Annotated in this window: 22 protein-coding genes; 11 read left to right on the forward strand and 11 right to left on the reverse strand. The window is 48.6% G+C overall.

Annotation, left to right across the window (positions count from 1 at the left end; genetic code table 11):
* The first annotated feature begins 24 nt into the window (after positions 1–24).
* From CWC22_RS03350 to CWC22_RS03375, 6 genes are all read left to right on the forward strand, one after another.
* A complete protein-coding gene (locus tag CWC22_RS03350; RefSeq protein ID WP_138536176.1) occupies positions 25–465 on the forward strand; it encodes a DUF1249 domain-containing protein in 441 nt (146 codons plus the stop codon).
* Complete coding sequence (locus CWC22_RS03355; RefSeq protein WP_138536178.1) at positions 452–1,225, forward strand: metallophosphoesterase; 774 nt, start codon at positions 452–454, stop codon at positions 1,223–1,225. Before CWC22_RS03350 ends, CWC22_RS03355 begins: the two co-directional genes overlap by 14 nt.
* Positions 1,210–1,806 (forward strand): YqiA/YcfP family alpha/beta fold hydrolase, encoded by a 597-nt coding sequence (locus CWC22_RS03360; protein WP_138536180.1) that lies wholly within the window; start codon positions 1,210–1,212, stop codon positions 1,804–1,806. The genes CWC22_RS03355 and CWC22_RS03360 overlap by 16 nt, the downstream gene beginning before the upstream one ends.
* On the forward strand, positions 1,803–3,692 hold the full coding sequence (gene parE, locus CWC22_RS03365) for a DNA topoisomerase IV subunit B (RefSeq protein ID WP_010383065.1): 1,890 nt from the start codon (positions 1,803–1,805) through the stop codon (positions 3,690–3,692). The genes CWC22_RS03360 and parE overlap by 4 nt, the downstream gene beginning before the upstream one ends.
* A gap of 80 nt (positions 3,693–3,772) precedes the next feature.
* On the forward strand, positions 3,773–6,079 hold the full coding sequence (parC, locus tag CWC22_RS03370) for a DNA topoisomerase IV subunit A (protein WP_125558115.1): 2,307 nt from the start codon (positions 3,773–3,775) through the stop codon (positions 6,077–6,079).
* Positions 6,080–6,465: 386 nt separating this feature from the next.
* Positions 6,466–7,041, forward strand: coding sequence for a hypothetical protein (locus tag CWC22_RS03375; RefSeq protein WP_138536182.1), 576 nt, complete (start codon positions 6,466–6,468; stop codon positions 7,039–7,041).
* Here the strand turns inward: CWC22_RS03375 and CWC22_RS03380 are convergent.
* From CWC22_RS03380 to CWC22_RS03395, 4 genes are all read right to left on the reverse strand, one after another.
* Positions 7,022–8,260 carry a sensor histidine kinase gene (locus CWC22_RS03380; RefSeq protein WP_171044981.1) on the reverse strand — a complete coding sequence of 413 codons (1,239 nt, stop codon included), beginning with the start codon at positions 8,258–8,260 and terminating at the stop codon, positions 7,022–7,024. The two genes, CWC22_RS03375 and CWC22_RS03380, sit on opposite strands and share 20 nt — an antisense overlap.
* Positions 8,250–8,957, reverse strand: coding sequence for a response regulator transcription factor (locus tag CWC22_RS03385; protein ID WP_138536186.1), 708 nt, complete (start codon positions 8,955–8,957; stop codon positions 8,250–8,252). The genes CWC22_RS03380 and CWC22_RS03385 overlap by 11 nt, the downstream gene beginning before the upstream one ends.
* Before the next feature lie 12 nt (positions 8,958–8,969).
* Positions 8,970–10,283 (reverse strand): serine hydrolase domain-containing protein, encoded by a 1,314-nt coding sequence (locus CWC22_RS03390; protein WP_138536188.1) that lies wholly within the window; start codon positions 10,281–10,283, stop codon positions 8,970–8,972.
* Between the two features lie 361 nt (positions 10,284–10,644).
* Positions 10,645–11,547: a LysR family transcriptional regulator gene (locus CWC22_RS03395; protein WP_138536190.1), complete on the reverse strand. Its 903-nt coding sequence runs from the start codon at positions 11,545–11,547 to the stop codon at positions 10,645–10,647.
* 100 nt (positions 11,548–11,647) lie between these two features.
* Here CWC22_RS03395 and CWC22_RS03400 point away from each other — a divergent pair, with 100 nt between their 5' ends.
* Positions 11,648–12,760 carry an FAD-dependent monooxygenase gene (locus CWC22_RS03400; RefSeq protein WP_138536192.1) on the forward strand — a complete coding sequence of 371 codons (1,113 nt, stop codon included), beginning with the start codon at positions 11,648–11,650 and terminating at the stop codon, positions 12,758–12,760.
* Between the two features lie 57 nt (positions 12,761–12,817).
* Here CWC22_RS03400 and CWC22_RS03405 read toward each other — a convergent pair whose 3' ends face one another.
* Positions 12,818–13,075 (reverse strand): hypothetical protein, encoded by a 258-nt coding sequence (locus CWC22_RS03405; RefSeq protein WP_228553056.1) that lies wholly within the window; start codon positions 13,073–13,075, stop codon positions 12,818–12,820.
* A gap of 314 nt (positions 13,076–13,389) precedes the next feature.
* On the opposite strand from CWC22_RS03405, the gene CWC22_RS03410 reads away from it, so the two are divergent.
* Positions 13,390–14,886 (forward strand): Calx-beta domain-containing protein, encoded by a 1,497-nt coding sequence (locus tag CWC22_RS03410; protein ID WP_125558101.1) that lies wholly within the window; start codon positions 13,390–13,392, stop codon positions 14,884–14,886.
* Between the two features lie 46 nt (positions 14,887–14,932).
* Here the strand turns inward: CWC22_RS03410 and CWC22_RS03415 are convergent, their stop codons facing one another.
* The 3 genes from CWC22_RS03415 to CWC22_RS03425 all read right to left on the reverse strand — a co-directional run bounded on the left by CWC22_RS03415 (position 14,933) and on the right by CWC22_RS03425 (position 18,520).
* The gene (locus CWC22_RS03415) at positions 14,933–16,525 is read right to left on the reverse strand and encodes a hypothetical protein (protein ID WP_138536194.1); all 1,593 of its coding nucleotides are present in this window, start codon (positions 16,523–16,525) and stop codon (positions 14,933–14,935) included.
* Between the two features lie 49 nt (positions 16,526–16,574).
* Complete coding sequence (locus tag CWC22_RS03420; RefSeq protein ID WP_125558097.1) at positions 16,575–17,720, reverse strand: hypothetical protein; 1,146 nt, start codon at positions 17,718–17,720, stop codon at positions 16,575–16,577.
* Positions 17,721–17,980: 260 nt separating this feature from the next.
* Positions 17,981–18,520, reverse strand: coding sequence for a DinB family protein (locus CWC22_RS03425; RefSeq protein WP_138536197.1), 540 nt, complete (start codon positions 18,518–18,520; stop codon positions 17,981–17,983).
* 239 nt (positions 18,521–18,759) lie between these two features.
* Here CWC22_RS03425 and CWC22_RS03430 point away from each other — a divergent pair, with 239 nt between their 5' ends.
* Together CWC22_RS03430 and glsB are read left to right on the forward strand one after the other, a co-directional pair.
* Entirely contained in the window at positions 18,760–19,323 is a 564-nt protein-coding gene (locus CWC22_RS03430) for a phosphoribosyltransferase (protein WP_046003029.1), read from the forward strand.
* A gap of 116 nt (positions 19,324–19,439) precedes the next feature.
* A complete protein-coding gene (gene glsB, locus CWC22_RS03435; protein ID WP_125558094.1) occupies positions 19,440–20,369 on the forward strand; it encodes a glutaminase B in 930 nt (309 codons plus the stop codon).
* A 46-nt stretch (positions 20,370–20,415) separates the two neighbouring features.
* Here the strand turns inward: glsB and CWC22_RS03440 are convergent, their stop codons facing one another.
* On the reverse strand, positions 20,416–21,720 hold the full coding sequence (locus CWC22_RS03440) for an inosine/guanosine kinase (RefSeq protein WP_138536199.1): 1,305 nt from the start codon (positions 21,718–21,720) through the stop codon (positions 20,416–20,418).
* A gap of 170 nt (positions 21,721–21,890) precedes the next feature.
* On the opposite strand from CWC22_RS03440, the gene tadA reads away from it, so the two are divergent.
* A complete protein-coding gene (gene tadA / locus CWC22_RS03445) occupies positions 21,891–22,412 on the forward strand; it encodes a tRNA adenosine(34) deaminase TadA (RefSeq protein WP_125558092.1) in 522 nt (173 codons plus the stop codon).
* Here the strand turns inward: tadA and CWC22_RS03450 are convergent.
* Entirely contained in the window at positions 22,403–22,567 is a 165-nt protein-coding gene (locus CWC22_RS03450; RefSeq protein WP_010383038.1) for a hypothetical protein, read from the reverse strand. The two genes, tadA and CWC22_RS03450, sit on opposite strands and share 10 nt — an antisense overlap.
* Positions 22,568–22,685: 118 nt before the next feature.
* Positions 22,686–24,074 carry a membrane-bound lytic murein transglycosylase MltF gene (mltF, locus tag CWC22_RS03455; RefSeq protein ID WP_138536201.1) on the reverse strand — a complete coding sequence of 463 codons (1,389 nt, stop codon included), beginning with the start codon at positions 24,072–24,074 and terminating at the stop codon, positions 22,686–22,688.
* Positions 24,075–24,091 lie beyond the last annotated feature (17 nt).

Here is a 24,091-nt window from a genome sequence, read left to right on the forward strand (position 1 = left end):
AGTGAGGTCGTTTGATCAGCGGTTATGCAAAAAGAATACATCCAGTCTTTACCGAAATACATTACCCTGTGTGAGCGCAATTATTTGCGGGCACTGAAACTCCTGCCTGAAGAAACCGTCGGAAATAGTCGGGAGTTGCACCTTGGGGCCGCAAGTTATCAGATCCGCATTGATGGTATTGCTCGCTATACCACGGATATTGCGGTGGTTCAGAAGCAACAGATCAGCGCCCATCTGGATGATTTTGTGTTGTCTGTGCGCCTTTACCACGATGCCAAAGTGGCAGAGGTGATCCATCACGATTTTCACCAGCGCATTAAGCCATCTTATCGCTACCCTAATCCGGATATGCATCATAAAGATGAAAAATACCAGCTCAATGCGTTTTTAGCGGACTGGCTGATGGCGTGTCTCGAAAGTGGCCGGATACCACTCAACTGGGATGTCAATAATGGCTTGGTTTGAACAACGTCATCAGTTTTACGGGGCAGAGTTACGTCTGGCACATATCACAGACAGCCACCTGTTTGGCAGCCGCGATGGATGCTATTTTGAAGTCAATACGGCGAAACACTTCATCTGGGTGCTCAATGCTTTGGCGCAGGAGCAACTGGATGGAGTGGTATTTGGCGGTGACTTAACTCAGGACCACAGTGCGGCCTCGTATGCATTATTCGCTGAGCTGGTGGCGCAATCGGCGCTTGAATGTCCGTTGTTTTGGGTACCAGGGAATCACGATGATCTGACTTTGCTGACACAGATCAGTGAAGGGCAGATCAGTGCTGCCAAGCTTTTACAATGCGAACTGGGTGATATTATGTTGCTCAATAGCAAGGGGCCAACGCCTGCAGGCTGGTGTGAGGCTGAACACCTGACGGAGTTGCAGCGACAATTAAGTGACGGTGATCACGCTGTTTTGACCTTTTGTCATCATCACCCACTGCCGATTGATGGTTATCTTGACAAGCATATGCTGGAAAATGGGCCTCAACTGCTGAATACGTTGGTCAACAGCCAACGTGTTGAGGCGCTTATTCATGGTCATGTACATAATGCGTATAGCCAGTCGTTTCGTTCTTTACCTGTCTACGCCACGCCGGCGACTTCTATCCAGTTCGCTAAGCATACAAGTGACTGGCAGCAGCACAACACAGGCCCTGCTTACCGCCTAGTTCACTGGACAGCACAGGGGTTGCATACTGAGGTCAAATGGCTCACAAACTAATTTATATTCATGGCTTTAATAGCTCAGAGCAGTCCTTCAAAGCGCAACAGTTAAGGCAGTGGCTTGCGCAGCAAGCGTTTCCCTGTCGCTATCTGACGCCGCGTTTGCACTACGATCCGGCGGTTGCTATTGTGCAGCTTGAGCAATTAATAGATGCAGACACCGCGCTGATCGGTAGCTCCCTGGGCGGGTATTACGCCACCTATCTGGCGCAGCGGCACGGTTTGCGCGCTGTGGTTGTGAACCCGGCGGTAAGACCATTTGAATTGTTGCATGATTATCTCGGTCCTCAGTATAATCCTTACCAACAACAGCATTACACGCTGACGCACCAGCATGTTGAAACTTTGCGTCAGCTCTACGTTGAGTCTCTGCACTCACCAGAAAATATTTTATTGCTACAACAAAGCGGCGATGAAGTGTTACCCTATCAAGAGGCGGTGAACTACTTCAGCGCCAGCCCCGGCCACATTGAATTTGGCGGGGACCATAGTTTTATGGGTTTTGAGCGTTACTTTGAGACCCTAGTCAGGTTTCTTAACATCACCAACACAAGCGAAGAAAATCAGATCCAATTATGAGTCAGCAGAATTATAATGCCGAAGCCATTGAGGTGTTGAATGGCCTGGAGCCGGTGAAACGCCGACCTGGCATGTATACCGACACCACACGACCGAACCACCTGGGTCAGGAAGTGATAGACAACAGTGTCGATGAAGCCCTGGCCGGTCATGCCAGTAAGATCGATGTGATCTTGCATGAAGATAACTCGCTGCAGGTGATCGACGATGGCCGCGGCATGCCCGTGGATATCCACCCTGAAGAAGGGATCCCGGGGGTCGAGCTGATCCTGACCAAACTTCACGCTGGTGGTAAATTCTCCAATAAAAACTATCAATTTTCCGGGGGTCTGCACGGGGTAGGTATCTCGGTAGTGAATGCCTTATCGACCCGGGTTGAGATCACGGTTAAGCGCGATGCTCAGGTGTATCAGATGGCCTTTGAGCACGGCGACAAAGTCGAAGATTTAGAAGTCACAGGCACAGTTGGGAAACGCAATACCGGCACTTCAGTCCAGTTTTGGCCTGACGCCAGCTATTTTGATTCTGCTAACTTCTCACTCAGCAAGCTCAATTATCTGCTGAAAGCCAAAGCGGTATTGTGTCCTGGCCTGCGTATTCGTTTTATCAATAAACAAACCAAAGAAACGCAGGAGTGGTGCTACGAGTCGGGTCTGGAAGATTACTTAAAAGACAGTGCGAAAGGGTATGAGACCTTGCCGCAAAGCCCGTTTGTGGGCAGTTTCAGCGGTTCAACCGAAGGGGTTGACTGGGCATTACACTGGTTGCCTGAGGGCGGCGAGTCTATTACCGAAAGCTATGTGAACCTGATCCCAACTGCGCAAGGTGGAACACACGTCAACGGCCTGCGTCAGGGCCTGCTGGAAGCCATGCGTGAGTTTTGTGAATTCCGTAACCTGTTACCACGCGGCGTGAAATTGACTCCAGACGATGTGTGGGACAAGTGCAGCTATGTATTATCGGTGAAAATGCAGGATCCGCAATTTGCCGGTCAAACCAAAGAAAAACTATCATCACGCTCTTGCGCTACGTTTGTTTCGGGCATTGTAAAAGATGCCTTCAGTCTGTGGCTGAATGAGCACACAGACACCGCCGAAGCCCTGGCTGAGTTGTGTATCAGCAATGCGCAGAAACGTATGCGAGCAGCTAAAAAAGTGGTGCGTAAAAAGGTCACCAGTGGCCCGGCATTACCCGGTAAACTGACCGACTGTTCTGGCTCAGAAACCGAGCGCTCTGAGCTGTTTCTGGTGGAAGGGGACTCGGCGGGCGGTTCAGCCAAACAAGCGCGCGATCGTGAGTTTCAGGCCATTATGCCGTTGCGGGGTAAAATCCTGAATACCTGGGAAGTCGATTCCGGGCAGATCTTGGCCTCGCAGGAAGTTCATGACATCTCAGTGGCCTTGGGTATTGACCCGGACTCTGAAGACCTGTCAGCGCTGCGCTACGGCAAAGTCTGTATTCTGGCTGATGCTGACTCCGACGGACTCCATATTGCTACTTTGCTGTGTGCCTTGTTTGTTAAGCACTTTCCGGAGCTGGTACGTCGTGGTCATGTGTATGTGGCCATGCCACCGCTGTTCCGTATCGATGTCGGTAAAGAGGTGTTCTATGCGCTGGACGAAGATGAAAAGCGCGGCATATTAGACCGCATTGAAGCAGAGAAAAAGCGCGGTAAAGTCAATGTACAGCGCTTTAAAGGATTGGGTGAAATGAACCCGATGCAGCTGCGTGAAACCACTATGGATCCAAATACCCGCCGTCTGGTGCAACTGACCCTGGATGAGCCAGAAGAAACGCTCGAAGTGATGGACATGCTACTGGCGAAGAAGCGTGCCGGCGACAGAAAGAGCTGGCTGGAACAACATGGTGATAAAGCAGAAGTTTAAGCTTGCTGCCAAGAATTGAATTCGGATGATTACGCCAACGCGATAACTCGTGTGCGGTACAACAAACAATAAGGTGTATCATGACAGATCCGCAAACCCTGTCCTTGCAGGGGATTGAACAACTGGCGATGGGCCGCTTCACAGAAGACGCCTATCTCAATTACTCCATGTATGTGATCATGGACCGGGCTTTGCCGCATATTGGCGACGGTCTGAAGCCAGTACAAAGGCGTATTGTGTATGCCATGAGTGAGCTGGGCCTGTCGGCCGCGGCTAAGTATAAAAAATCAGCCCGTACTGTGGGTGATGTGTTGGGTAAATACCACCCACACGGTGACAGCGCCTGTTACGAAGCCATGGTGTTGATGGCGCAGCCGTTTTCTTACCGTTACCCGCTGATCGATGGCCAGGGTAACTGGGGTGCTGCTGACGACCCTAAGTCATTTGCAGCAATGCGTTACACCGAAGCGCGTTTGTCAAAATTCTCAGAAGTCTTATTGAAAGAACTGGGTCAGGGCACCGTTGACTGGATCCCTAACTTTGACGGCACGATGAATGAGCCTATGGTGCTGCCAGCTCGGCTGCCACATATTCTGCTCAATGGCGTTACCGGCATTGCGGTAGGCATGGCTACCGACATTCCACCGCATAACGTACGCGAGCTGGCTGAAGCCTGCTGTACTTTGCTGGATAAGCCGAAAACGACTCTGGAAGAAGTACTGGAGATGGTCCAGGCGCCAGATTATCCGACCGAAGCTGAAATCATCACACCGAAAGCAGAGATCCAGAAGATTTACACCACCGGACGTGGTTCCATCAAAATGCGTGCGGTGTATGAAGAAGATCAGGGCGAAGTGGTGATCACTGCGCTGCCGCATCAGGTGTCTGGTGGCAAAGTGCTGGAGCAAATTGCTGCACAGATGACTGCCAAAAAGCTGCCTATGGTCGCCGATCTGCGCGATGAATCAGACCATGAAAACCCCACCCGTATTGTGGTGGTACCGCGTTCAAATCGCGTCAAAGTTGAGCCGCTGATGGCGCACCTGTTTGCCACCACAGATCTGGAAAAGAACTACCGGGTTAACCTCAACATGATTGGCCTGGATGGTCGTCCTCAGGTCAAAGATTTGCGCACTATCCTGGCCGAGTGGCTGGTGTTCCGTCGTGATACGGTGCGTCGTCGCTTGCAGCATCGCCTCGATAAGGTGCTGGCACGCTTGCATATTCTTGAAGGTTTAATGATTGCCTTTTTGAATATCGACGAAGTGATTGAGATCATTCGTACCGAAGACAAGCCAAAAGAAGAGTTAATGAACCGCTTTGGGCTGTCGGACAAACAGGCTGAAGCCATTTTAGACTTAAAGCTGCGTCACCTGGCGAAGCTTGAAGAAATGAAGATCCGCGGCGAGCAGGATGAACTGAGTGCTGAGCGTGACAAGCTGGAGCAGACACTGGGCTCAGAGCGCAGAATGTCGACGTTGCTGAAAAAAGAAATTCGTGAAGCCGCCGAGTTGTACGGCGATGAGCGTCGTTCACCAGTTGTTGAGCGCCTTGAAGCTAAAGCTCTAAGTGAGAAAGATCTGATCCCGTCGGAATCAGTCACTGTGGTGCTGTCTGAAAAAGGCTGGGCCCGGGTTGCTAAAGGTCACGACATTGATGCTGAAGGGCTTAATTATCGCGCCGGGGACAGCTATAAAGCGTCTGCGAAAGGCCGTAGTAATCAGCCTGCGGTATTCCTCGACAGCTCCGGCCGGGCATTTGCTACCGATGCGCATAGCCTACCATCCGCTCGTAGCCAGGGGGAGCCGATGACAGGTCGCTTTAATCTGGCTGCGGGGACTAATTTTGAACATGTAGTGATGGGAGAAGAGCAGTCGCTCTACCTGATGGCGACTGATGGGGGTTATGGTTTTATCGCTGAGTTTAACGACCTGGTCAGTAAAAACAAAAACGGTAAGGCCCTGGTCAGCATCCCGAAAGGGGCAGAGCTGATGGCACCCATCACCGTAGGCGATGTGGCTACCGATCGTTGTATGGCGATCTCTAACGAAGGCCGGATGTTGATCTTCCCATTGCGCGACCTGCCCAAGTTGGCCAAAGGTAAAGGCAATAAGATCATCTCTATCCCGAGTGCCAAAGTGCAGGCCCGTGAGGAGTTTGTGAAAGTGCTGGCAGCAATACCTGATGGCTGTGCCGTGACCTTACATGCTGGTAAGCGAAAACTTACGCTTAAACCTGGCGATCTGGAGCATTACTATGGTGAACGAGGTCGTCGCGGTAATAAGTTGCCCAGAGGCTTGCAACGGGTCGATGGGTTTGAAATTGAATTCAATGGCCAGGATGCCACAGACTCGCAAGACAACGAGCAGTTATCAGACGAATCTTAATCTATTAGCAGGCATAATGCTTATTATGCCTGCTTGTTTCCTCTTTACTCACACTCGCTGACATTGACCTCATTACCCGATTTAGGATCCATCTTCACATACCCAGGTATTTCAAAGTCGTTGTCTTTTATTATTTGTTGTTCGAAAGACTCTATTTAATACCAATTTCACTTAATACCTGGTCTATTTGAAGGAGCAAATATGACGCTAACAGCGTTAAAAATTTCTCATTTAGAACAACTAAATAGCAAAATTTTTGCCTAGTTATCGACTATATTTTCTCGCCTCAAAATAGAACACTTAATTAAGCAAACTGGTATAAGTGTTTGATTAAAATAGCTGTATGTTCAAAAATATTGCTGTGAACAGGACACAGTAAGGCGATTATGCAGAGGTTAAAGGCACCACTAAAATTGGTATGTCTGACCATGGCGGGCACTGTTTTGGCTGGGTGTAGCTACTTTTGGGATCATGATATCGAGCTAAAGGGCTGTTTTCCTGCGCTTGAATACCGTATCTCAGCCGCAGATGAGCCCATTTACCGAGCATCATTCATTGATAGTCACAATTCACTGATTGCTGCAGGTTACGATTTCTATGTGGTCAATTATTATATGCCGTCATCTTATGCCGGAGAAAATGGGGAGTCACTGCGGCAAAAGGTGATACAGATGTCAGGCAACTACAACATGAATGGTGACATGGTTATATCTGTACCTAGCTGGGGTGAGAGGTATCTGGGTGGGAGTGCAATTGCCTTGAATTTCTCCATTGTCTATCAAGGAGAAAATGGCGTGCTTGATGCCTACACAATGGGAGACAAGGGTATCGCATTACCGCAAGGGCTCAGTGCGCACTGCAAGGAGAGGATTGCCGATGCATGCGAAGGGCGGCTCTGCCGGTTTTTAAAATATCTGGATATAGAGCCTTCGCGCCAAACGTTCAGGGGCCAGGTTTCTTAATACTCAGTGAAACGCTAAATACCTGGTTGTTGTGTTGGGCTTCAAAGCCCACATTAAATTTATCCATCAACGCGGTTACTAACTGCAGTCCCAGACCAAAGTTTTCATGAGTCGATGTTTCATCCGGCGTTTGCACCGTGGGATTGCAGAAACGGATCTGGGATGGGCTGATGCTAATCTGCCAGTATTTATCGGCCTCTGATGTTTGGCAATGATGGATCACATTGGTTAATAGATTCAATATAACCAGTTCTAAAACGGTCTCAGGGACTGGCAATTTGAGTGCATTGAGCGGATCCGGCTCATTAATTCGCACATCAATTTGATGCAGGGCTATCAGTGCCTGAGACTCCGATAGAACGGTGTCGAGTATATGGCGGACCTGTGTGGTATGTTGCTCTTCTGCATCTGATGTAAGCCACAGCAATGCACTGCTGATCCGGTGCATTCTCGCAATGGCCTTGTCGAGACGATGATATGACTTTAGTGAGGCTACTTCGGGTGTTGAGGCACTGATCAGCTCCATCGAGTGCGACATCACTTGTAAGGGCGTTCTTATCTCATGGGCCATACCTTGATTAAAGGCAATTTGCTGCTGCAACAGGTGTGTTTTTTGTTCCAGTGCAGTCACTAATTTTTTTGCAATGACTTGAATATCTTGTTCTTCAATGTCGCACAGTGCGGCTTTGAACTCATTGATGTGCAAGTGCTCAGAAGCAATGGCATGGTGGATTTTGCTAAATGGCTGCAGTGCTTTTGCAGAGAGCTTATTAGAAAACCAGTAGGTCAGAAGTAATGTGGGCAGCAACATCAACAATAAAATTACCAAAATATCATCGATAGCGCGGGATATGATCCCCAACTCTGAGCTATTGAGGAGCAGGACGCCAAGATCGGTTTTCATAAAATGAAAATGCTGATCACCCTGGTTAAATTCTCCAAAGTGCGCGTCAAACTCAAAGTATTTAAGCTGCTCACTGTCAGACAGAGTGAAGGTATCGGTTTGTGTGACTAAGGTCATGTTAGCGGGTAATGATCCACCTTGCTGGATCACGTGATAGGTCTGCTTAAGTTGATCTTTAAAAACGGCATCTTCCAAAGCAAAGACAATAAACAGGGTCATACCTGAAAAGAGCAAGAACAGCGTTAATGCGAGCCATAAGCTGTGTTGCCTGACACGTGAGAGTAAGGTGGGTTGACTTGATGAATTAAACAACATGATTCCTGGCCAGGGTAAATTTGTATCCGACTCCTTTGATCGTCTCGATAAAATCTTGATCGAAGTGGGCTTTGAGTTGTTTTCTCAGTTTGTATATGTGTGCTCTGAGTGGGTCGCTGTCTGGCGTTTCATCTGGCCATAAATGGGCATGGAGCGTTTGTGTTTTTACCACGCCTGGAGCCTGAGAAATAAGCAACTTTAATATCTCATAACCGATATTATGTAGCTGCAGACTTGTGTTCTGATAGGTGAGCAGCAATGTCTCCGGGTCGAGTATCACGTTGTCAAAGGTAATGACATCGGTTGGCGTGGTTGGTGGCATTGATTTCATTAATCCAACGTCGATCCGGGCAGTCAGCTCGGCAAAAGAGAAGGGCTTTTTTAAGTAATCCCAGGCACCACTGGCAAAGCCTTGCAGGATGTCTTGCTCGTGGCTACGAGAAGACATCATGATCACCGGGATTTTGGCTAAATGCTGGCCCAGTGCGTTGTCTGACAACTGACGGCAGACATCGTAACCATTCACAAATGGTAAGTTGATATCTAACAAAACGAGTTGATAACGGTTTTGCTCCAGTAAAACGAGGGCTTGTTTACCTGTGTAGGCAAAGTCGAGTTCATGTCCTTTGGGTTCCAAGAACTCAGCAATGCCTTGTGCAATATCCATATCATCTTCAACTACCAGAATATGCGCCATGTTTAATTCACTTTATAACTCGGTATTAGCGTTTTGAGCACGCAAATGAGGTGCGTCAATAAGGGTATAAATGTGGGGGATTAACCACTTTTCGAGTGCCACCCAGCCATCTTCTACCTGCATCATGGCGACCACTTCAAGCTGAGATTTTGGGTCGCTCCAGAATATTGTACCGCCCATACCACCCCAAAAGAAGGTGCCTTCCTGACGAAGATCGTCGGTAGCTTCTTTAACTCCTACACCGTAACCAAAACCCACGCCTTTGTATACCCGAGGCATAAAGTGGGTGTCCAGCCCCTGCGTTTTCGAACTGAGCATAGTGTCAACCAAGTGCTCTGATAACAGGGTCTGGCCATTAAACTTCCCCTGATTGGAGAGCATAGAAACGAAGTTACTGTAATCTTGTGCTGTTGAGACCAACCCGCCACCACCCGAAAGTAACACCGGCTTGTTTAAATAGTCGCTATCTGCGCCTTTTTCACTAAAGAGAATTTTGTCTTTGTTGAATACGTAGGCTTCTTCAAAGGTTGTCGCGTCATACTCATACATATCAACCAGCCGGTGCTCGCTGCCCTTTGGCACTGAGAAATGGGTGTCTTGCATGTTGAGTGGCTCAAAAAGATGGCGTGTCAGATAGGTATCTAAAGGCAGGCCTGACACTTTTTCGATAATGGCACCTTGAATATCGCTGGCAATCGAATACTCAAAGCGTTCCCCCGGCGTAAACTTAAGGTCTATGCCAGACAGGTCATCAATCATCTCGTCCAGGGTATTGCCGCGGCTCAGTGGGTTAGCCAATAAGTAGCGAATATCAACCCAGCTTTTTAGCCCACCGCCATAACCAAATCCGGCGGTATGCGAGAGCAAGTGATGGATGGTGACCGTATGTGGTTGTCCATCAACTTCGAGCACATCCAGCTCAGGTAAAAATTTGCGAATATCATCCGTTAAAGCGATCTGACCTCTGTCTACTAACTGTAATAAAGCCACTGAAGTGATGGGTTTACTCATTGAAAAAATACGGAACAGCGCATCTTTTGACATCGGCTTGGATTTCTTGACGTTTACTTTGCCGTACGCATTGTAATGTACCAGTTTATTTTGGTGTTTCACCATCAGCACTAAACCCGGTAAGTGGTGCTCTGCGAGTAAGTGCTCTATGTGTGTATCGAGCGTGTGTGAGGCCGTGTGCGCTGCGATTGGCGCCGTGGTTTTGGTAACTGTTACGTCAGACGCTGTCACCGTATGTGATGCCAGGCTGAATAGGGCCGCGGAGATCAGTGTTGTCAGTGCGCCTTGTTTTGGCTTGATAGTCTTTGTACGCATGGTGTTTCCTTGAATTGGGTGGTTGTTAGCTGTTGAGTCACAGATTAAATCAACCCAGGTAAACTCAATGTAAAATGGCTAACGTCACTGCGAGAAAATCATACATTTGCTTTGAGAGCCGCGTATGGGAAGGTAAGTCAGCGTTTGTTGAAGCTTATATGTTGATGAAAAACAAAGTATACAACTGAGTGGGGGCTTGAGAGATAAGGAGCTTTCTGGGCATATCCAGGCAACGCGCGGTAGTTATGGGTGGCACTGGCCTTTTCTTCGCGGATCAGGGCTATCAGGTTCAGTCCCTCGTGCATGCTCCTTGAAAGATGTGTATTTGAGCCCCGTCTGACCGTTGTTGATTTGAATATGTTTACTTTGCCGGTGTATCCATTAGCTCACTTAACCCTGTTTTAAGGTGTGATAGGAGCGCAGTGACTTTTTTCTGCGGGTATTTACGACCTGAGTAAAATGCATATAACACCAGATCTTCCGGCTCATGGTCTAACGTGAGCTCCACTAAAGTGCCTGCCTCCAGCTCTGCCTGGCACATATGTCGCGGTAAAATGGCAAAGCCCAGTCCCTGGATTGCGGCAGCTTTGGCCATGTGGCCACTATTCACTTTATAACTGGATTGCACATGCAAGGTTCTATTGTGTTTGAATCGCCACGGGGTGCCCTGTAGCGCGGTCAGGCTGGTAATACAGGGCACTTTACTGAGTGTATCCAGCGAGTGCACATGTGCATGACGGTGCAGCAGCTCAGGTGCACCCACAACACAGCTGGGCAGATGCAGAAGGGCTTGCGCTACCCAGCCCGAGTCTTCCAGTGTGCCCCGGCCAAAGCGCACCACCAAATCTAATCCCTCCAGCATGCCTTCAGTGGGGTTTAATTGTGTATCACAACTGAGTTGTATATCAGGGTGTTGGTGGCAGAAATTGGCAATAAGCGTTGCCAGTACAGGCAAATCTGGCATGACCAGATTGAGGTGGCCAGACAACGCGTCATGGTGCTGAGATACCTCTGTCAGTGCATCATCCATTGTGTGAATGAGCGGCTTAAGTGTCAGATAAAGTTGTTTGCCTGCCGCTGTCGGGCGCATTTTTCGCGTTGTTCGCTCCAGCAGCCGGGTGTTTAAGTGTTGCTCCAGCTGGGCCACATGGCGGCTGATATTGGATGTGGGCAGCTGGCGATGTTGTGCAGCCTGCTTAAAGCTTAACTTTTCATAGACTGCCGCAAAGCTCAATAGCCACTGAATATCAGTCCTTTCGATCATTTACTATCTCATAAAATGGGATTTATAAAGCCATTTTATCATATTTATCCCATTTAGCTGCTTTGTCACACTGCACTCAAGATATTGAATGGAGTGAATAATGCAGAAAAAGCGAATTGCGATTATAGGGGCTGGCGTTGCTGGTATGGCACTGGCTCTGCTGGCAAGCAAACAAGGGCATGAGGTGCAGGTGTACGAGCGTGCAGCCGCGCACAGGGTGATGGGAGCTGGCGTCACGTTGTGGCCTAACGCGATGTTTGTGTTAGAGCAAATGGGGTTAGCATCGGACATCATTCGAGCCGGTGGAACACCCGAGTTTGTGTGTCAGTATGACCGCAGTGGCAACCGGCAAAATGCGCTGGATATTGATGAGTTAAATCGGCTCAGTGGTCACGCGACCGTGACCATATTGCGCCGTGATTTGATCCACGTATTGGGTGACGCACTAAGCGCGCAGGGGGTATCTATTGCATTTGCAACCACAGTGACTGAGCAGGATATAGATAAGCTCAGGCAGACATATGATTTAGTCGTTGGTGCTGATGGGAGAATGCATTCGGTGGCGCGTGAGGCGCTATTTACTTCGCCAGTTTCACCGTGCTACCAGGGATTTATCAATGTGATAGGGATCAGTCAGCTTGAACCTGGCACCTTACCAAACAGTATTGGCGACTTCCGTTATCCTGGTGAACGTTTCGGCATTGTGCCCGTAAAGCCTCAAACGTGTTATTGGGCAGGGGCGTGGCGCACACCGCTCGATAAAAGTTGTAGTCAGCGCGACTGGCTGTGCGAGTTAAAGCAGCGATTTGGCGGATGGACTGAAGCGGTTCAATCTGTTTTGAGGCATGCTGAGCCGGGATCTGTCAGGGCTATTTTTGTGCATGATTTAGATCCACTTCCATACTGGCATAAAGGCAATGTCGTTGTAATAGGTGATGCGGCGCACGCTGCATTACCGACTTCAGGGCAAGGGGCGTGTCAGGCACTGGAAGATGCCTGGTTGTTGAGCTGCCTGATGTCACAGCAGCACGATCTCAGCGTGGTACTCGGCAGGTTTTATCAGCTGCGGATTGAAAAAGTGACAATGGCCCAGAACGCTGGTCGGCAATTAGCGCAGCAGCTTTTTTCCGGACACCGTGAGGAATCGACTGCGCCGTCAGGCGTATCTCTTGCCCAGCTGAGCCAGTTATGGATGCAGGGGCTGAATGCATAGCATAGGGAATTGAAATAGGCCTGCTGGCGTTGCAAGAGGGGGCTATCTTAAAGATGGTTATTCTGGCGGGTCACCGGGCACTTCTTTACGCTTACGCTGCTCTTGTTTCGCCTTTGCCACATTTTTAAATACGGGCGGTGGAATAGGAAACAAAGACAGCAATGGAAAGATTGCCATCACCAGATAAGCGGCTTTGGGCATCCCTTTGGCCCATTTCACTATCCTGATCAGACACCAGAGGCTGAGCACACTCATTGTGAGAATCAGCCCTGCTTTTAGTATTATCTGTATCAGGGTCAGGTCGTCGTTGTTCATCAGCGTTATTCCTTTTGCTTAATTAATCTTCTTAATAGGTACGCGCTGACTAAAAGTCAAGCGGCTTGTATTGTACTGAGATTGTTCAGAAAATCTGATTATGGTGTTTTTATGGTACTAAATTAATCCATTGTTCTTATTTTTTTGTTGATTTTTTGTGTTTTGACGCGCATCATGGCCTCAGATTGCAAAGATAATAATGGAAGCACTCACTCCTAATGGAATAGGAAATCGCATCATACAGCGGAGGTAGATGTGTCATTACTTTGTGTTGTATTAGCCTGAATTTGGATGAACCGAACGAGTTTATTACCATGCTAAAAACATCACTTTCTTTGATTGCCCTGGTGGCGTCTTCTGTTTCTTACGCGAACACTTGTAGTGGCCAGCTATATGGCATTAATGCGGGTCGTGGCGATGTGGGGATTTTATTTGGTCTGAATGAACAAGATAACAGTGCCTATGCACAAACGCTGGCGGAATTTAGTGCCTCAGCATTGGCTTATGACCCGGCCAGCAAACGTATGTATTATGTGTCAGCGCCCAGACCGTTTGAATATCAGGTTGACGTGAGTCACCTTAACCTCAGTGCAGAGCAGTTAACGCACCTTCCAATAGAGGGCAAGCGCTTTAAATATTTGCGCCTGGCATACTATGATTTTGCTACCGATACGCACACGCTGGTGGGCAGAACCTCTCAGGTGCTGAGTATGGTGTATGATCCCGAGCGCGATGCGCTGCTGGGCACCGATTTTAAAAAGCTCTATGAAATAAATAAAAACACGGGTGAAGCGACAGAGCTGGGTGCACTGGGCTCGCTCAAAGGCAAGTTTCGTGGCGACTTAGTGATCCAAAATGGCAACTGGTATTTGATCACCAGTCGCAGTGTTTATCAGATAGATAAAACCACCTTCGAGGCCACTAAACTGGCGAACCATAGCCTGACCGCAGCCACAGGGGCTGCGTTAAATCAGGCCGGTGAAGTGGTTGTCAGCCGTACCTTGATCAACGATTATGGGCATGTGAATCGCTCCAAGCTATACAAACTCAACCCTCAGTCGGGTAACACCTGTTTACTGGCTACGGTGCCCGTGCGGCTCAACGATTTGGCAGTCAATACCGATCAGGCTGTGGCCTGTTACACCACACCCAGTTGTGAAACTGATCCTGAACCGACCTTCACGGTCGAAGCAATCACGGATACGGTATCGGAAGGGGGGCAGCTCGAATATCAAGTAGCTTTAAGTAATGCCTATTATCAGGATGTGACGCTCGACGTCAGTGTGCTGGATGACACTACCTCTGCCGGCGATTACACCTCGCCATCTGCCAGCGTCACGATTGCTGCGGGCGAAACCAGTGCGACCATTAATATTGCCACCCTGGATGATGCCAACCATGAAGACAGCGAGGCGCTGACCTTAGTGGTTGAGGGGGCAACATATACCAGTGGTTCCGCGTCTGTGTCGGGCACCATAGAAGACAATGACCCGGCTTGTACGCCGGATAACTACACCCGTATTCATTATCAGTTTGTCAGCGAAAGCGCAGGCTACAATAATGACTGGGGTATCCGGGTGAATGGTAGCTATGTGAAATTGCTGGACGAATACGGTGGCGCAGGCAGTTATGATGTCATTGAAGGGGCCAGTTATGACTATGTGTTATCCATTAATGGCAATTCTAACCAGCTGACCACCAATTATCGTGTTTATGGAGATAAGCAGTACTGGGAAGATCAAAACGACCGCGACTATAACGACTTTATAGTGAAGGTTTGGACATCCAGTATTCAAAAAGGCTGTGACTGATAAGCTCAGGACTGCTTAGGGCAGTCCTGACAATCTTGAAAGGGGGTTATTCTCCTTGTATAAAAGCCCTATACTCCGAGCCCAGGTGCCGTAGCAATTGCTCACGTCGCACCTCGGTGTCATTGCCTTTCAAATAGCCTTTGATGGCATATCTTAGCGTCATAGGCTCTTTATCTTCCGGCCCGAGTATGTAATTTGCTAATGTTTCGTCACTTTGCGTGTAGCCCAGTGCAGCCAGGTTTGCAATACCATCCATAGCCGCGGCGCGAATACTCAATTCACGAGATTCGTAGGAAGGACCATGACTGTGATCAGAAGAGATTTTTGGTGCAAATGTGTAGTCTGGTTTGGAGATCGCAATCTCATATAGTTTGTCATTAGCCAGTGGGCTGTTCAGTTCACTCAATATATGCACCGCAGACCAGCGCCGCATCTGACCTTCAACTGTAAGTGCAGTATCATCATAGATTTTGAACAGTTCAGGCACAACGAGATGGGCGTTTTTGCGCAGGGTCTCCAGGGATTTAGCATACTGTTGATTTGCGTCTTCTCCCATACCAAATAAGTTGTTGAAGTGGGCCTCAATCATTTGCTCTAGTTGAACGCTGCTGTAATTTATTGCACTGAGTTGAGACTGAGGATTCAAGTCTTCTGCTTCAGCAACAAGCTCGGCAGGGATCAGGCTGAATAGATCGAACGGGTAATGTTGAATATGTACCCCTGCTTCTACCTGGATGCTTTTGGCTCTGAACTGACCGACCTGTAGCTTATTATCAGGCAAGGTTGTCAGAGTGAGGTTGGCATCTGGTGAAAACCACACGCCGTCAAAGGTGTGAGAGAGCTTGATGTCAGTTGAACCCAGATATATGACTGCCAGTGCGCCATGCGTGCGATTATCGATAACTGGCAGAGTCTCCAGGTCGCCATGAACGTAAAGTACGGTGTTGTTTGTGTTTTCAGGGTTGCTTTCTATTACAATTTTAGAGTTTTCACCTGCGTTGAGTGACATCAGGTGAAAAGCTCCGGGCGTTATATGCCAGCTGGAATTCGGCTTAATAGTCACATTTTGATAGCTGCCGGGTTTGCTGACCTGTTTCGCATTTTGCTTAGCGCCCGTTGCTGTCACATGGACATTGCTTTTCGGTGTGTTAATTTGCCAGTTTAATTCTTCAATGCTCATGTCCAGTGCTGCAAGTTGTCGCAGGTTTTCAGGGGAAGTCGGCAGCGGACTATTATAGTGCCTGGCATAGAACTGGGTGTTGCTCGGTGGTTTATGTGAAAAGCGCATTTCTTTAAATGCCAGTGCATGTTGCATGGCATGGCCTTCACCCGTTATATCGAGAGTTTCAAAGCTAACGACGGATCCCGGGACTTGGCGAATATTGCCCGATACCAGGTGTTCAATTGCACTCAACTGCAATGTGTTGGACAGTTCGATAGATCTTGATGCAGTCAGCGGGACATGCTTTAACGCCATGGCATTTAATTTGAACAGCGCCACCGAGCAAGTAATATTCGCCTCTGTTACTTCGCACGTTAAAGGTTTAAGTAAATCTTCAGCGGTGGTTTTACTGCTAGCGGTTGCGCAAAATGGCAGGCCTAATGCTGTGACCACAAACAGAAAATAGGAGTACTTCATACGATACCTTTTAAAGCCCCTTTGCAGGGGCTGAATGTTAAAACGAGCGTTATTTAGGGCCTGTCGCGACACAGATCCACGGAGGAGGTCCCATGTTATGTGGATTGTGACGGCATTCAACTTTAGTTGGTTGTTTACCATATTTATTCACAAAGCCAGATGTTGCTTGTGAGCGCACCGTTGATTCTACCCCGCCTGCTGCGGTGAAGGTTACTGTGTTTGATGGTTCTATAGGGCGACTTAAACCAGATGCCGTTGATTTATTGATGATTTCAGCATCTTTGTCTGCATGATACGATGGCGGTGTAACGAAGCGGCGATTGATTGTGTAGTTTGCCTGTTGCTCAGCACTGGCCCGCATTGCCGGGGTTGCATCGTTAGCATTGACCGCAAACCACCATAACCATAAAGCTTCATAAGTATTTGAGCCGTTATAGCTCCAGTTGGGGTCACAGCTTGAGCCGCTGCACGCACCGCCGGCGCTACCATGTGATTTGTCCATATGCCTGGCTTCGTGTACAAGTGTTGCAGCTCGTCCAATCACATCCTGATCGTACAGGCCTGGGCGGCTGATGCTCATTTCTGAACGTTTTACCCATTCCCAGCTGTAGAACTTTTTCTTCCACTTAAATCTGGCAAAGACACTCTCGTCACAAATTGAATGGGTGTTGTGAACGTCTTTTTGTGATTCGTGATAGGCCCAGCCTAAAATTGAGTTGTCACCTGATTTATCAGCGTTGTCCAGTAACCAGATACTGTTGAACAATCGTCCTTTCGGTGACGTGTAATCACACGCACTGCCGGCAAAGCTACTTTCATTGACTGCAAAATTTGAGCGATAAGTTGATTGCTTGTTGCTGTCACAAAATTTTCGACCAATTGCGGCTTCGAACCGGGCGTCCGTATCGCTTTTACTGTGTGAGCGGCCACACATTTCATAGCTGTCACTGCCAAAAGAGAGCGTTGCAACTTGTGCGGTAGCAGTACAATACCAGGGGAGTGGATAATTAGTTGAGCGGCAACTGGTGCGCACGTTGGACAGTGGGTTACCATTTGCTTGTCGCTCAAGTGCAGAAATTGCAGCGATTTTGCCTTGTTCTTGAGTGTGGCCATAGGAGCCGGAAGAAATTGTTTTAGCAGCGTTTGCGGCAAATGGGGCCACCGTAATTGCCGCTACCAGTAGGGTATGTTTCATTCATTTTCCTTATTGATTTTGTAGTGTCACAGAGAACCTGATTAGGGTACATTGTGTGGAATTTAAACACAATGTATTAATTCCAAAGTTACATTAGTTTTATTCATGTATCTAAATGTAATAACTTGACGGCAATGCCATAAAGAAGTCGTGGTCTTGCCGTTCAGTCTGGATAGCACCGATTTGGCAGGTGGACACCCAAAATAGCGAATCAAACAGGGTAAAGTGGTTTGAAGTTGTCAGGACAAGGTCTGGTATACCTAGATGTCGACATCGTCAATGAGCAGTAATAGGTCTGTATCACCTATGTCTTCGTCCAGTTGAGAAAACAGAGTTGTAACTTGTCCTCTGTGATGAGTCTGGTGGTTAAAAAAGTGCATCAGCAGGCTACTTAGAGGTTTGCTGAAGCCGATACCTCTAGTATTGCGGTAAGTCAGGATGGTACCCAAATCGGACTCCTGCAGCTCATCAATAAAACACAAAATTTGTTTGTCGAGCCATTGACGATGTGTAGTCAGGTGCGAGAGGTCTTGAAAAAGGCACTGGGCCAGGCTGGTGGGATTGGGCTGTTCCAATATGGATTGCAGAGCGCTGGAGCCCGCCTGGTTTGAAGCAAACCGTTTTAGCCAGATAATGTCTGCCACTACAAGGTGGTTTAATGTGCCAAATATTGAGCCGAAAAAAGCGCCTCGCTCTTGTTTTAATGCCTCTTCGCTCAGGCGCGTAGCTGCCTGATAAATTTTTTGATTCATCCATTGGTTATAGTCGGCCAGCAGTCTGAACTGGGTTAGTTGGCTCATGAGTGTTTCCTTCAGTATATTTGAATAGAGTTATAAACCCGGTAAGTGGGGAAAACAAGCCTTTCTCAGATTCATCATCCTGTAAAAAAACTGCGCTAGCGCAAGCAATTTTTTTTCGACTCAGCTAAAATACTCGGTTATACGTTATTCTCAGCCGTGCTGATTGCTGTGGTGTCTGTAGCGGCACTTTAAAAACACAGGTTTGCGCGGTGTTCTTTGCTCAATGACACGGGGTTTGTATGTCTGACAAGTGCTATATCACGGCGCAACAATTACTTGAAGATTCATTTCGACTGGCCGCTCAGGTTTATGAAGATGGATTTCGTCCTGACTTTATTATCGGCATTTGGCGCGGTGGCGCGCCTATCGGGATTGCAGTTCAGGAATATTATGATTACAAAGGCATAGAAACCGATCATATCGCCGTGCGTACCTCGTCTTACTATGGCATTGGCAAGCAGTCGAAAGAGATCAAGGTACACGGCTTACACTATATTGTTGAAAACGCTAATGCGGGTGACTCGTTGCTGATTGTGGATGATGTATTTGACTCGGGCCGCAGTATTTATGCACTACGTGAAAAACTCGAAGAGCTGATGCGTCTGAACCTGCCTAAAGACATTCGTGTCGCCTGTCCATATTACAAGCCGACCAATAAAAAAGTTCCTATGACGCCGGATTACTTTATTCACGAGTCGGACGAATGGCTGGTGTTCCCGCACGAATTATCAGGTTTAACGCCGGATGAGCTGATCGCTGGTAAATCAGATTTGGCCAATATCAAAGAGCTGTTTACCAAGTAAGCCGGGCCAACAGGTATCAAGAAAAAGCCGCACAGACACTGCTCTGTGCGGCTTTTTTGTGGCCACAGATCTGTTACACTCGCGCTATTGTGCTTTTTGAGATGATGACCGTTTTTATGACAACAGCCTCGCCCGATTATCAGGCTATTTTGCAACACGTTGCACAGCAGGTTCAGCCCTTGTCCCACCAGGGAAAGGTCGCTGATTATATTCCTGCGCTGGCTGAGCAGCCACTGGGGCAATTTGCCATTGCACTGCACACTGCCGACGGACAGACCTTCAGTGCCGGCCACTGTGATAGCCGTTTTACCATTCAATCTGTCTCTAAGGTCATGACCTTGACGCTGGCGTTACAGCGTTATGGGGATGAGTTGTGGCAGCGGGTGGGTAAAGAGCCGTCGGGCACCGCATTTAACTCCCTCACTCAGCTTGAGTTTGAAAATGGCACTCCCCGTAATCCCTTTATTAATGCCGGAGCCATTGTTACCTGTGATGCCTTGTTCAGCCGCCTGAGTGCGCCTATCCACACTATGCTGGAAAGTTACCGTAGTCATACAGCGAATCCAAAAGTGGCTATTAATAAGTTGGTAGCGCAATCCGAGTATGATCATCGTTATCGCAATGCCGCCATGGCCTATCTGATGAAGTCATTTGGTAACTTTGATAACCAGGTTGAAGAGGTACTGTGGTCGTACTTTAATTTTTGCGCCATTGAACTCAATGTATGCGAACTAGCACGGGCATTTTCTTATCTTTCAACGGGTGGGGTATGTCAGCAAAGTGGTCAGCAGGTGCTAAGTGCACGTCAAACCCAGCAGCTTAATTCTTTGCTGTTTACCAGTGGTTTGTATGATGCTGCCGGGGACTTTGCCTATCGGGTGGGGATGCCGGGTAAGTCCGGGGTATCAGGCACCATCATTGCCGTCGCTCCGGGTCGATTTACCGTGGCGGTATGGTCGCCGGGGCTGGATAAAGTAGGCAACTCTGTTGCGGGTATTGCGGCGCTTGAGTTACTGGCTGAAAAGCTTGGCACCGCTTTATTTTAGGTGACAGTGAGATACAAAAAACGGGAGCCATGGCTCCCGTTTTTGCTTACTGGTCCCAGTAAGTTTGTTCGAGCGAGTCTTCGCGCTCTGGCAGGCCACGCGACAGGCGTGGTGAGTGCTGTACTAATACCTCATAGCTGGCACGGTTAGCATACTTACTGATCTGTGCCAGTGAAGAATAGGTAATGGCATGCTGTTCGTGTTTGGCTGAGTTTGGCACGTTGAGCTTGTGGTATACGTTCGCTGACAGGTCGTGTAAGACTGCCGCCAATGCACAGTCTCCGGCTCCATTGGTATTTTTAATGGTATCCGGGCCACCCATGTAAGGAGCGGTGTGGCTGTATGCCTTGATTGGCTGTTTACACGCGCTACGACGCATTGCCCGTGAGAATTCATACTGGTTGAATTCTGGAATAGCGCCAGGCAGCAGCGGGTACTCGGTTTCGCGCTTTTTCTCATCATCCACGTAACCGGCCATAAACAGGCCCTTAGGCCCGGCTGTACAGATCACTAAGTCAACCCAGTCCAGCGCTTTGTCAGCGGCCAGCAACGGATCGTCAAAACCGGTGATGGCTTCGCCTTCTTCCTCATTCATGGCCAGAATATCGACGTGTTTCTCTACGAATTCAGCCCACCAGGTCGGGTCTTGCTCAATCAGGAATTTAGTACCCAGCGTTAATACCACGGGCACACCGGCATCGTTGGCATATTTCACTGCCTGCATGGTGGCCTGGGTCATGGTTTCTTCGCCTGAAGTACGCATCAGATAAGCGCTGATCACCAATGCTGAGGCGTGTTCAATCAATGACTTGTCAATGGACTCAGGTTTTAGGTGGTTCATCATGCCGGCACTGATGGCGAAGGTCCGCTCACCACTGTCGTCAATCAGTGTAAAGCAACGGCCGATGGGACCCAGGACGGGTTGCAGGTAATCGAGATCGACCCGGCTGGAGGTGTTGCACAAAAACTTATACGCATAACTGCCGATTTGAATGTTTTCGCTCATGACGCCCAGTAACACCGAGCGGCTATCAGCCAGCACCGAGTAGTTGTGCATGGTATTGCCAATGGTGCCGCCAGCAAATTCATAGTCAATCATGTCATCACGTTTCAGGCGATCGTAAAGCGCATTGGTGACATCATTGTCTATCACTTGAGACATACCGCGTTGCAACCCAAACTCATCTAGAAAGGCCTGATCGACCTTAGCTTCGATGTCTACTACGATTTGGTCTATACCACAAATGTAGTTGCGTTTAAGTCGATCAACGACATGTAACTGGTTAATTATAGGGTCTTTATCTTCGACTGGAAAATAATGTTTATGTCTTCTGCGGCCCGGAAATTTCATGTTTTACCCGTGTGTGTTGAGCTCGTCAAATAAAAAAAGCGGCGAATTATAGCTTAAATTGATGTCATTGAGCCATGGCAATTTGCTAATTTTAGCAATATAACTGTCACAGTGCGCAGTTCGCGACAATACGCTAGAATATCCCCCATTTTGTACCCAGGAGCATTTAGGTGGACGAACAACAGCAAGATCTGTATTGGATGCAGCGTGCATTGGAGTATGCCGACAAGGCCGAACAGGAAGATGAGATCCCGGTTGGCGCCGTTGTGGTAAGAGATGGTGAGCTGGTTGGCGCGGGCTGGAACCGCTCCATTTGTTGCCACGATCCTTCGGCCCATGCGGAAATGCTGGCGATCCGGGATGCCGGTCAGCGCATCGAAAATTATCGCCTGGTAGATTGCACTTTATATGTCACGCTGGAGCCGTGTCCTATGTGTGCTGGTTTGCTGGTACATAGCCGGATTAAACGGGTGGTGTTTGGTGCGTCGGATGCGAAAACAGGGGCCGCAGGGTCAATCATGAATTTGTTGCAGGAACCAAAACTGAATCACCAGGTCGAGGTGAGCGGCGGGGTATTAGCCGAGCAATGTGGCGAGAAGTTATCAGCATTTTTTCGGCGTCGGCGCAAAGAGATCAAGGCGCAGAAAAAAGCCAGGCAAGCGGGGTCAAACGACCAAGCAGCTCAGGATTGAGCCGCTCTTTCGTCTGCCGCTATCTGGATCAGTGCATAGATGCGGCGGCGTAATAATATCTTACGGTTGATGTTGCGTAACATAATACGGCGACGATTTGGATTCGTGTTGCGCGTGTTACGTTTAAACTGATGAGTTCGACGTCTTCTTAGCATCGTAACCTCCATTTTTAGTGAGAGAACAACTACGCGCGACAGCTATAGCGTATTCGTGTGTCAACTTGATGACATACTCTGAATAGCGTACCGGATACTTACCAGAGCGCCTTGTCGATCATTGGGTTGGTTGCTCTGAGTCTGTATTGACTTGAAGGGCCCCATTTTCGTCTAACCAGATCAGGGCGTCGTAGTATCGGCGAATATTATCTACATAGGTTACTGCCACATCGCCGCGCGCATATCCATATTTTGTCTCTCGATAGTAGCGCTTTTTAGTCAGCAGTGGTAGTCGTTTTTTCACCTCTGCCCAGCTAGTTGGATTGCCCCCCTGACGCATCGTGAGTTTGCGTGCATCATTCACGTGACCCCACCCAACGTTATACGCTGCAAGCGCAAACCAGGTTCTGTCTGGTGCACCGATCTGTTTGGGGATGCGATTAATGAGTTTACGTAAGTAGCGGGCGCCACCGCGAATATTTTGTTCTGGTTTGAGTCTGTGCGTTACGCCAACTTGTTTGGCTGTGCGCTGTGTGAGCATCATGATCCCGCGTACACCGGTGGGCGATTTGGCTCTGGGATTCCACATCGATTCCTGATAGCTCAGTGCGGCGAGTAAGCGCCAGTCCAGCTGGTGCTGCTCAGCGTATTGCATAAACCAGTCCTGATATTTAGGCAGCGTGGTTTTACTCGCTTCGACAAAAGCCAGAGTGTTGACGTAATTAAAGCGCCTGACATGACCAAAGTACTTCTCCTCGAGCGCGGCCAGTTGCTGAGATTGTTGCACCTTGGCAAAAAATGGCGGCAGCAGTGCGTATAAAGAGTCGTCTTTTTCGTTGCGCAGCACCCAGGAAACCGGATCGGCCTGAGTGACGGAAAATGCAATGCTGACATTGGGGTGGTAACGTCGGAACAGGGCTAGCGAGTGCGAGTCGACAACTGTGTATTGTATGTCACCGTCGATGATCCCCTGCAATAGCTCTTCCTGATCCCGGTCATCGACTTCATGCCAGCTAAGCTCGGGGTACTGCTTTTGTGCCGCCTGCAAAGAGATCACATGATGGCTGTCCGCTAAAACGGTGATAGGCCCAGTTAACTGGGCAAAGTTGCGTGGTCGGGTATTGCCTTGTTTAAAGACCAATTTTTGGCTTATCTCCCGATAGCTCGGGCCAAAACGAAAATGGACAGCACGCTGAGGGTGGTAGCTAAGTCCCGCCGCAGCCATATCCAGATCGCCACTTTGCAGGCGTTCGAACAGTTTTTTCAGGCTGAAAAAAGGCACCATTTGCAACTCAACGCCGAGCTCATTGGCAAACTGTTCAGCCAGTTCGTACTCAAACCCCTGTTCACCGCCAATGCCCTGATAAAAGGTTGCGGGTCCCACCAGGGTGCCAATGCGGATCACTTCCTGCGCTTTGATCTGTTGTAATTGAGTGGCGGGCATTTTTTCACAGCTGCTCATTAGCAATAAACAGCACAGTACCAGCACAGAGGAAAGCAAACGCATAAGTGACTTTTGGCTCC

This window comes from Pseudoalteromonas rubra, from assembly GCF_005886805.2.
Taxonomy (GTDB): domain Bacteria; phylum Pseudomonadota; class Gammaproteobacteria; order Enterobacterales; family Alteromonadaceae; genus Pseudoalteromonas; species Pseudoalteromonas rubra_D.

Bases quoted from the DNA above. Each gene is read 5' to 3' on its own strand.
- CWC22_RS03355 (WP_138536178.1), top strand. From the start codon at position 452: ATGGCTTGGTTTGAACAACGTCATCAGTTTTACGGGGCAGAGTTACGT.
- CWC22_RS03400 (WP_138536192.1), top strand. From the start codon at position 11,648: ATGCAGAAAAAGCGAATTGCGATTATAGGGGCTGGCGTTGCTGGTATG.
- parC (WP_125558115.1), top strand. From the start codon at position 3,773: ATGACAGATCCGCAAACCCTGTCCTTGCAGGGGATTGAACAACTGGCG.
- CWC22_RS03385 (WP_138536186.1), bottom strand. From the start codon at position 8,957: ATGGCGCATATTCTGGTAGTTGAAGATGATATGGATATTGCACAAGGC.
- CWC22_RS03375 (WP_138536182.1), top strand. From the start codon at position 6,466: ATGCAGAGGTTAAAGGCACCACTAAAATTGGTATGTCTGACCATGGCG.
- mltF (WP_138536201.1), bottom strand. From the start codon at position 24,074: ATGCGTTTGCTTTCCTCTGTGCTGGTACTGTGCTGTTTATTGCTAATG.
- CWC22_RS03360 (WP_138536180.1), top strand. From the start codon at position 1,210: ATGGCTCACAAACTAATTTATATTCATGGCTTTAATAGCTCAGAGCAG.
- CWC22_RS03350 (WP_138536176.1), top strand. From the start codon at position 25: ATGCAAAAAGAATACATCCAGTCTTTACCGAAATACATTACCCTGTGT.
- CWC22_RS03415 (WP_138536194.1), bottom strand. From the start codon at position 16,525: ATGAAGTACTCCTATTTTCTGTTTGTGGTCACAGCATTAGGCCTGCCA.
- parE (WP_010383065.1), top strand. From the start codon at position 1,803: ATGAGTCAGCAGAATTATAATGCCGAAGCCATTGAGGTGTTGAATGGC.
- CWC22_RS03395 (WP_138536190.1), bottom strand. From the start codon at position 11,547: ATGATCGAAAGGACTGATATTCAGTGGCTATTGAGCTTTGCGGCAGTC.
- glsB (WP_125558094.1), top strand. From the start codon at position 19,440: ATGACAACAGCCTCGCCCGATTATCAGGCTATTTTGCAACACGTTGCA.
- CWC22_RS03405 (WP_228553056.1), bottom strand. From the start codon at position 13,075: ATGAACAACGACGACCTGACCCTGATACAGATAATACTAAAAGCAGGG.
- CWC22_RS03430 (WP_046003029.1), top strand. From the start codon at position 18,760: ATGTCTGACAAGTGCTATATCACGGCGCAACAATTACTTGAAGATTCA.
- CWC22_RS03425 (WP_138536197.1), bottom strand. From the start codon at position 18,520: ATGAGCCAACTAACCCAGTTCAGACTGCTGGCCGACTATAACCAATGG.
- CWC22_RS03440 (WP_138536199.1), bottom strand. From the start codon at position 21,720: ATGAAATTTCCGGGCCGCAGAAGACATAAACATTATTTTCCAGTCGAA.
- CWC22_RS03390 (WP_138536188.1), bottom strand. From the start codon at position 10,283: ATGCGTACAAAGACTATCAAGCCAAAACAAGGCGCACTGACAACACTG.
- CWC22_RS03410 (WP_125558101.1), top strand. From the start codon at position 13,390: ATGCTAAAAACATCACTTTCTTTGATTGCCCTGGTGGCGTCTTCTGTT.
- CWC22_RS03380 (WP_171044981.1), bottom strand. From the start codon at position 8,260: ATGTTGTTTAATTCATCAAGTCAACCCACCTTACTCTCACGTGTCAGG.
- CWC22_RS03450 (WP_010383038.1), bottom strand. From the start codon at position 22,567: ATGCTAAGAAGACGTCGAACTCATCAGTTTAAACGTAACACGCGCAAC.
- CWC22_RS03420 (WP_125558097.1), bottom strand. From the start codon at position 17,720: ATGAAACATACCCTACTGGTAGCGGCAATTACGGTGGCCCCATTTGCC.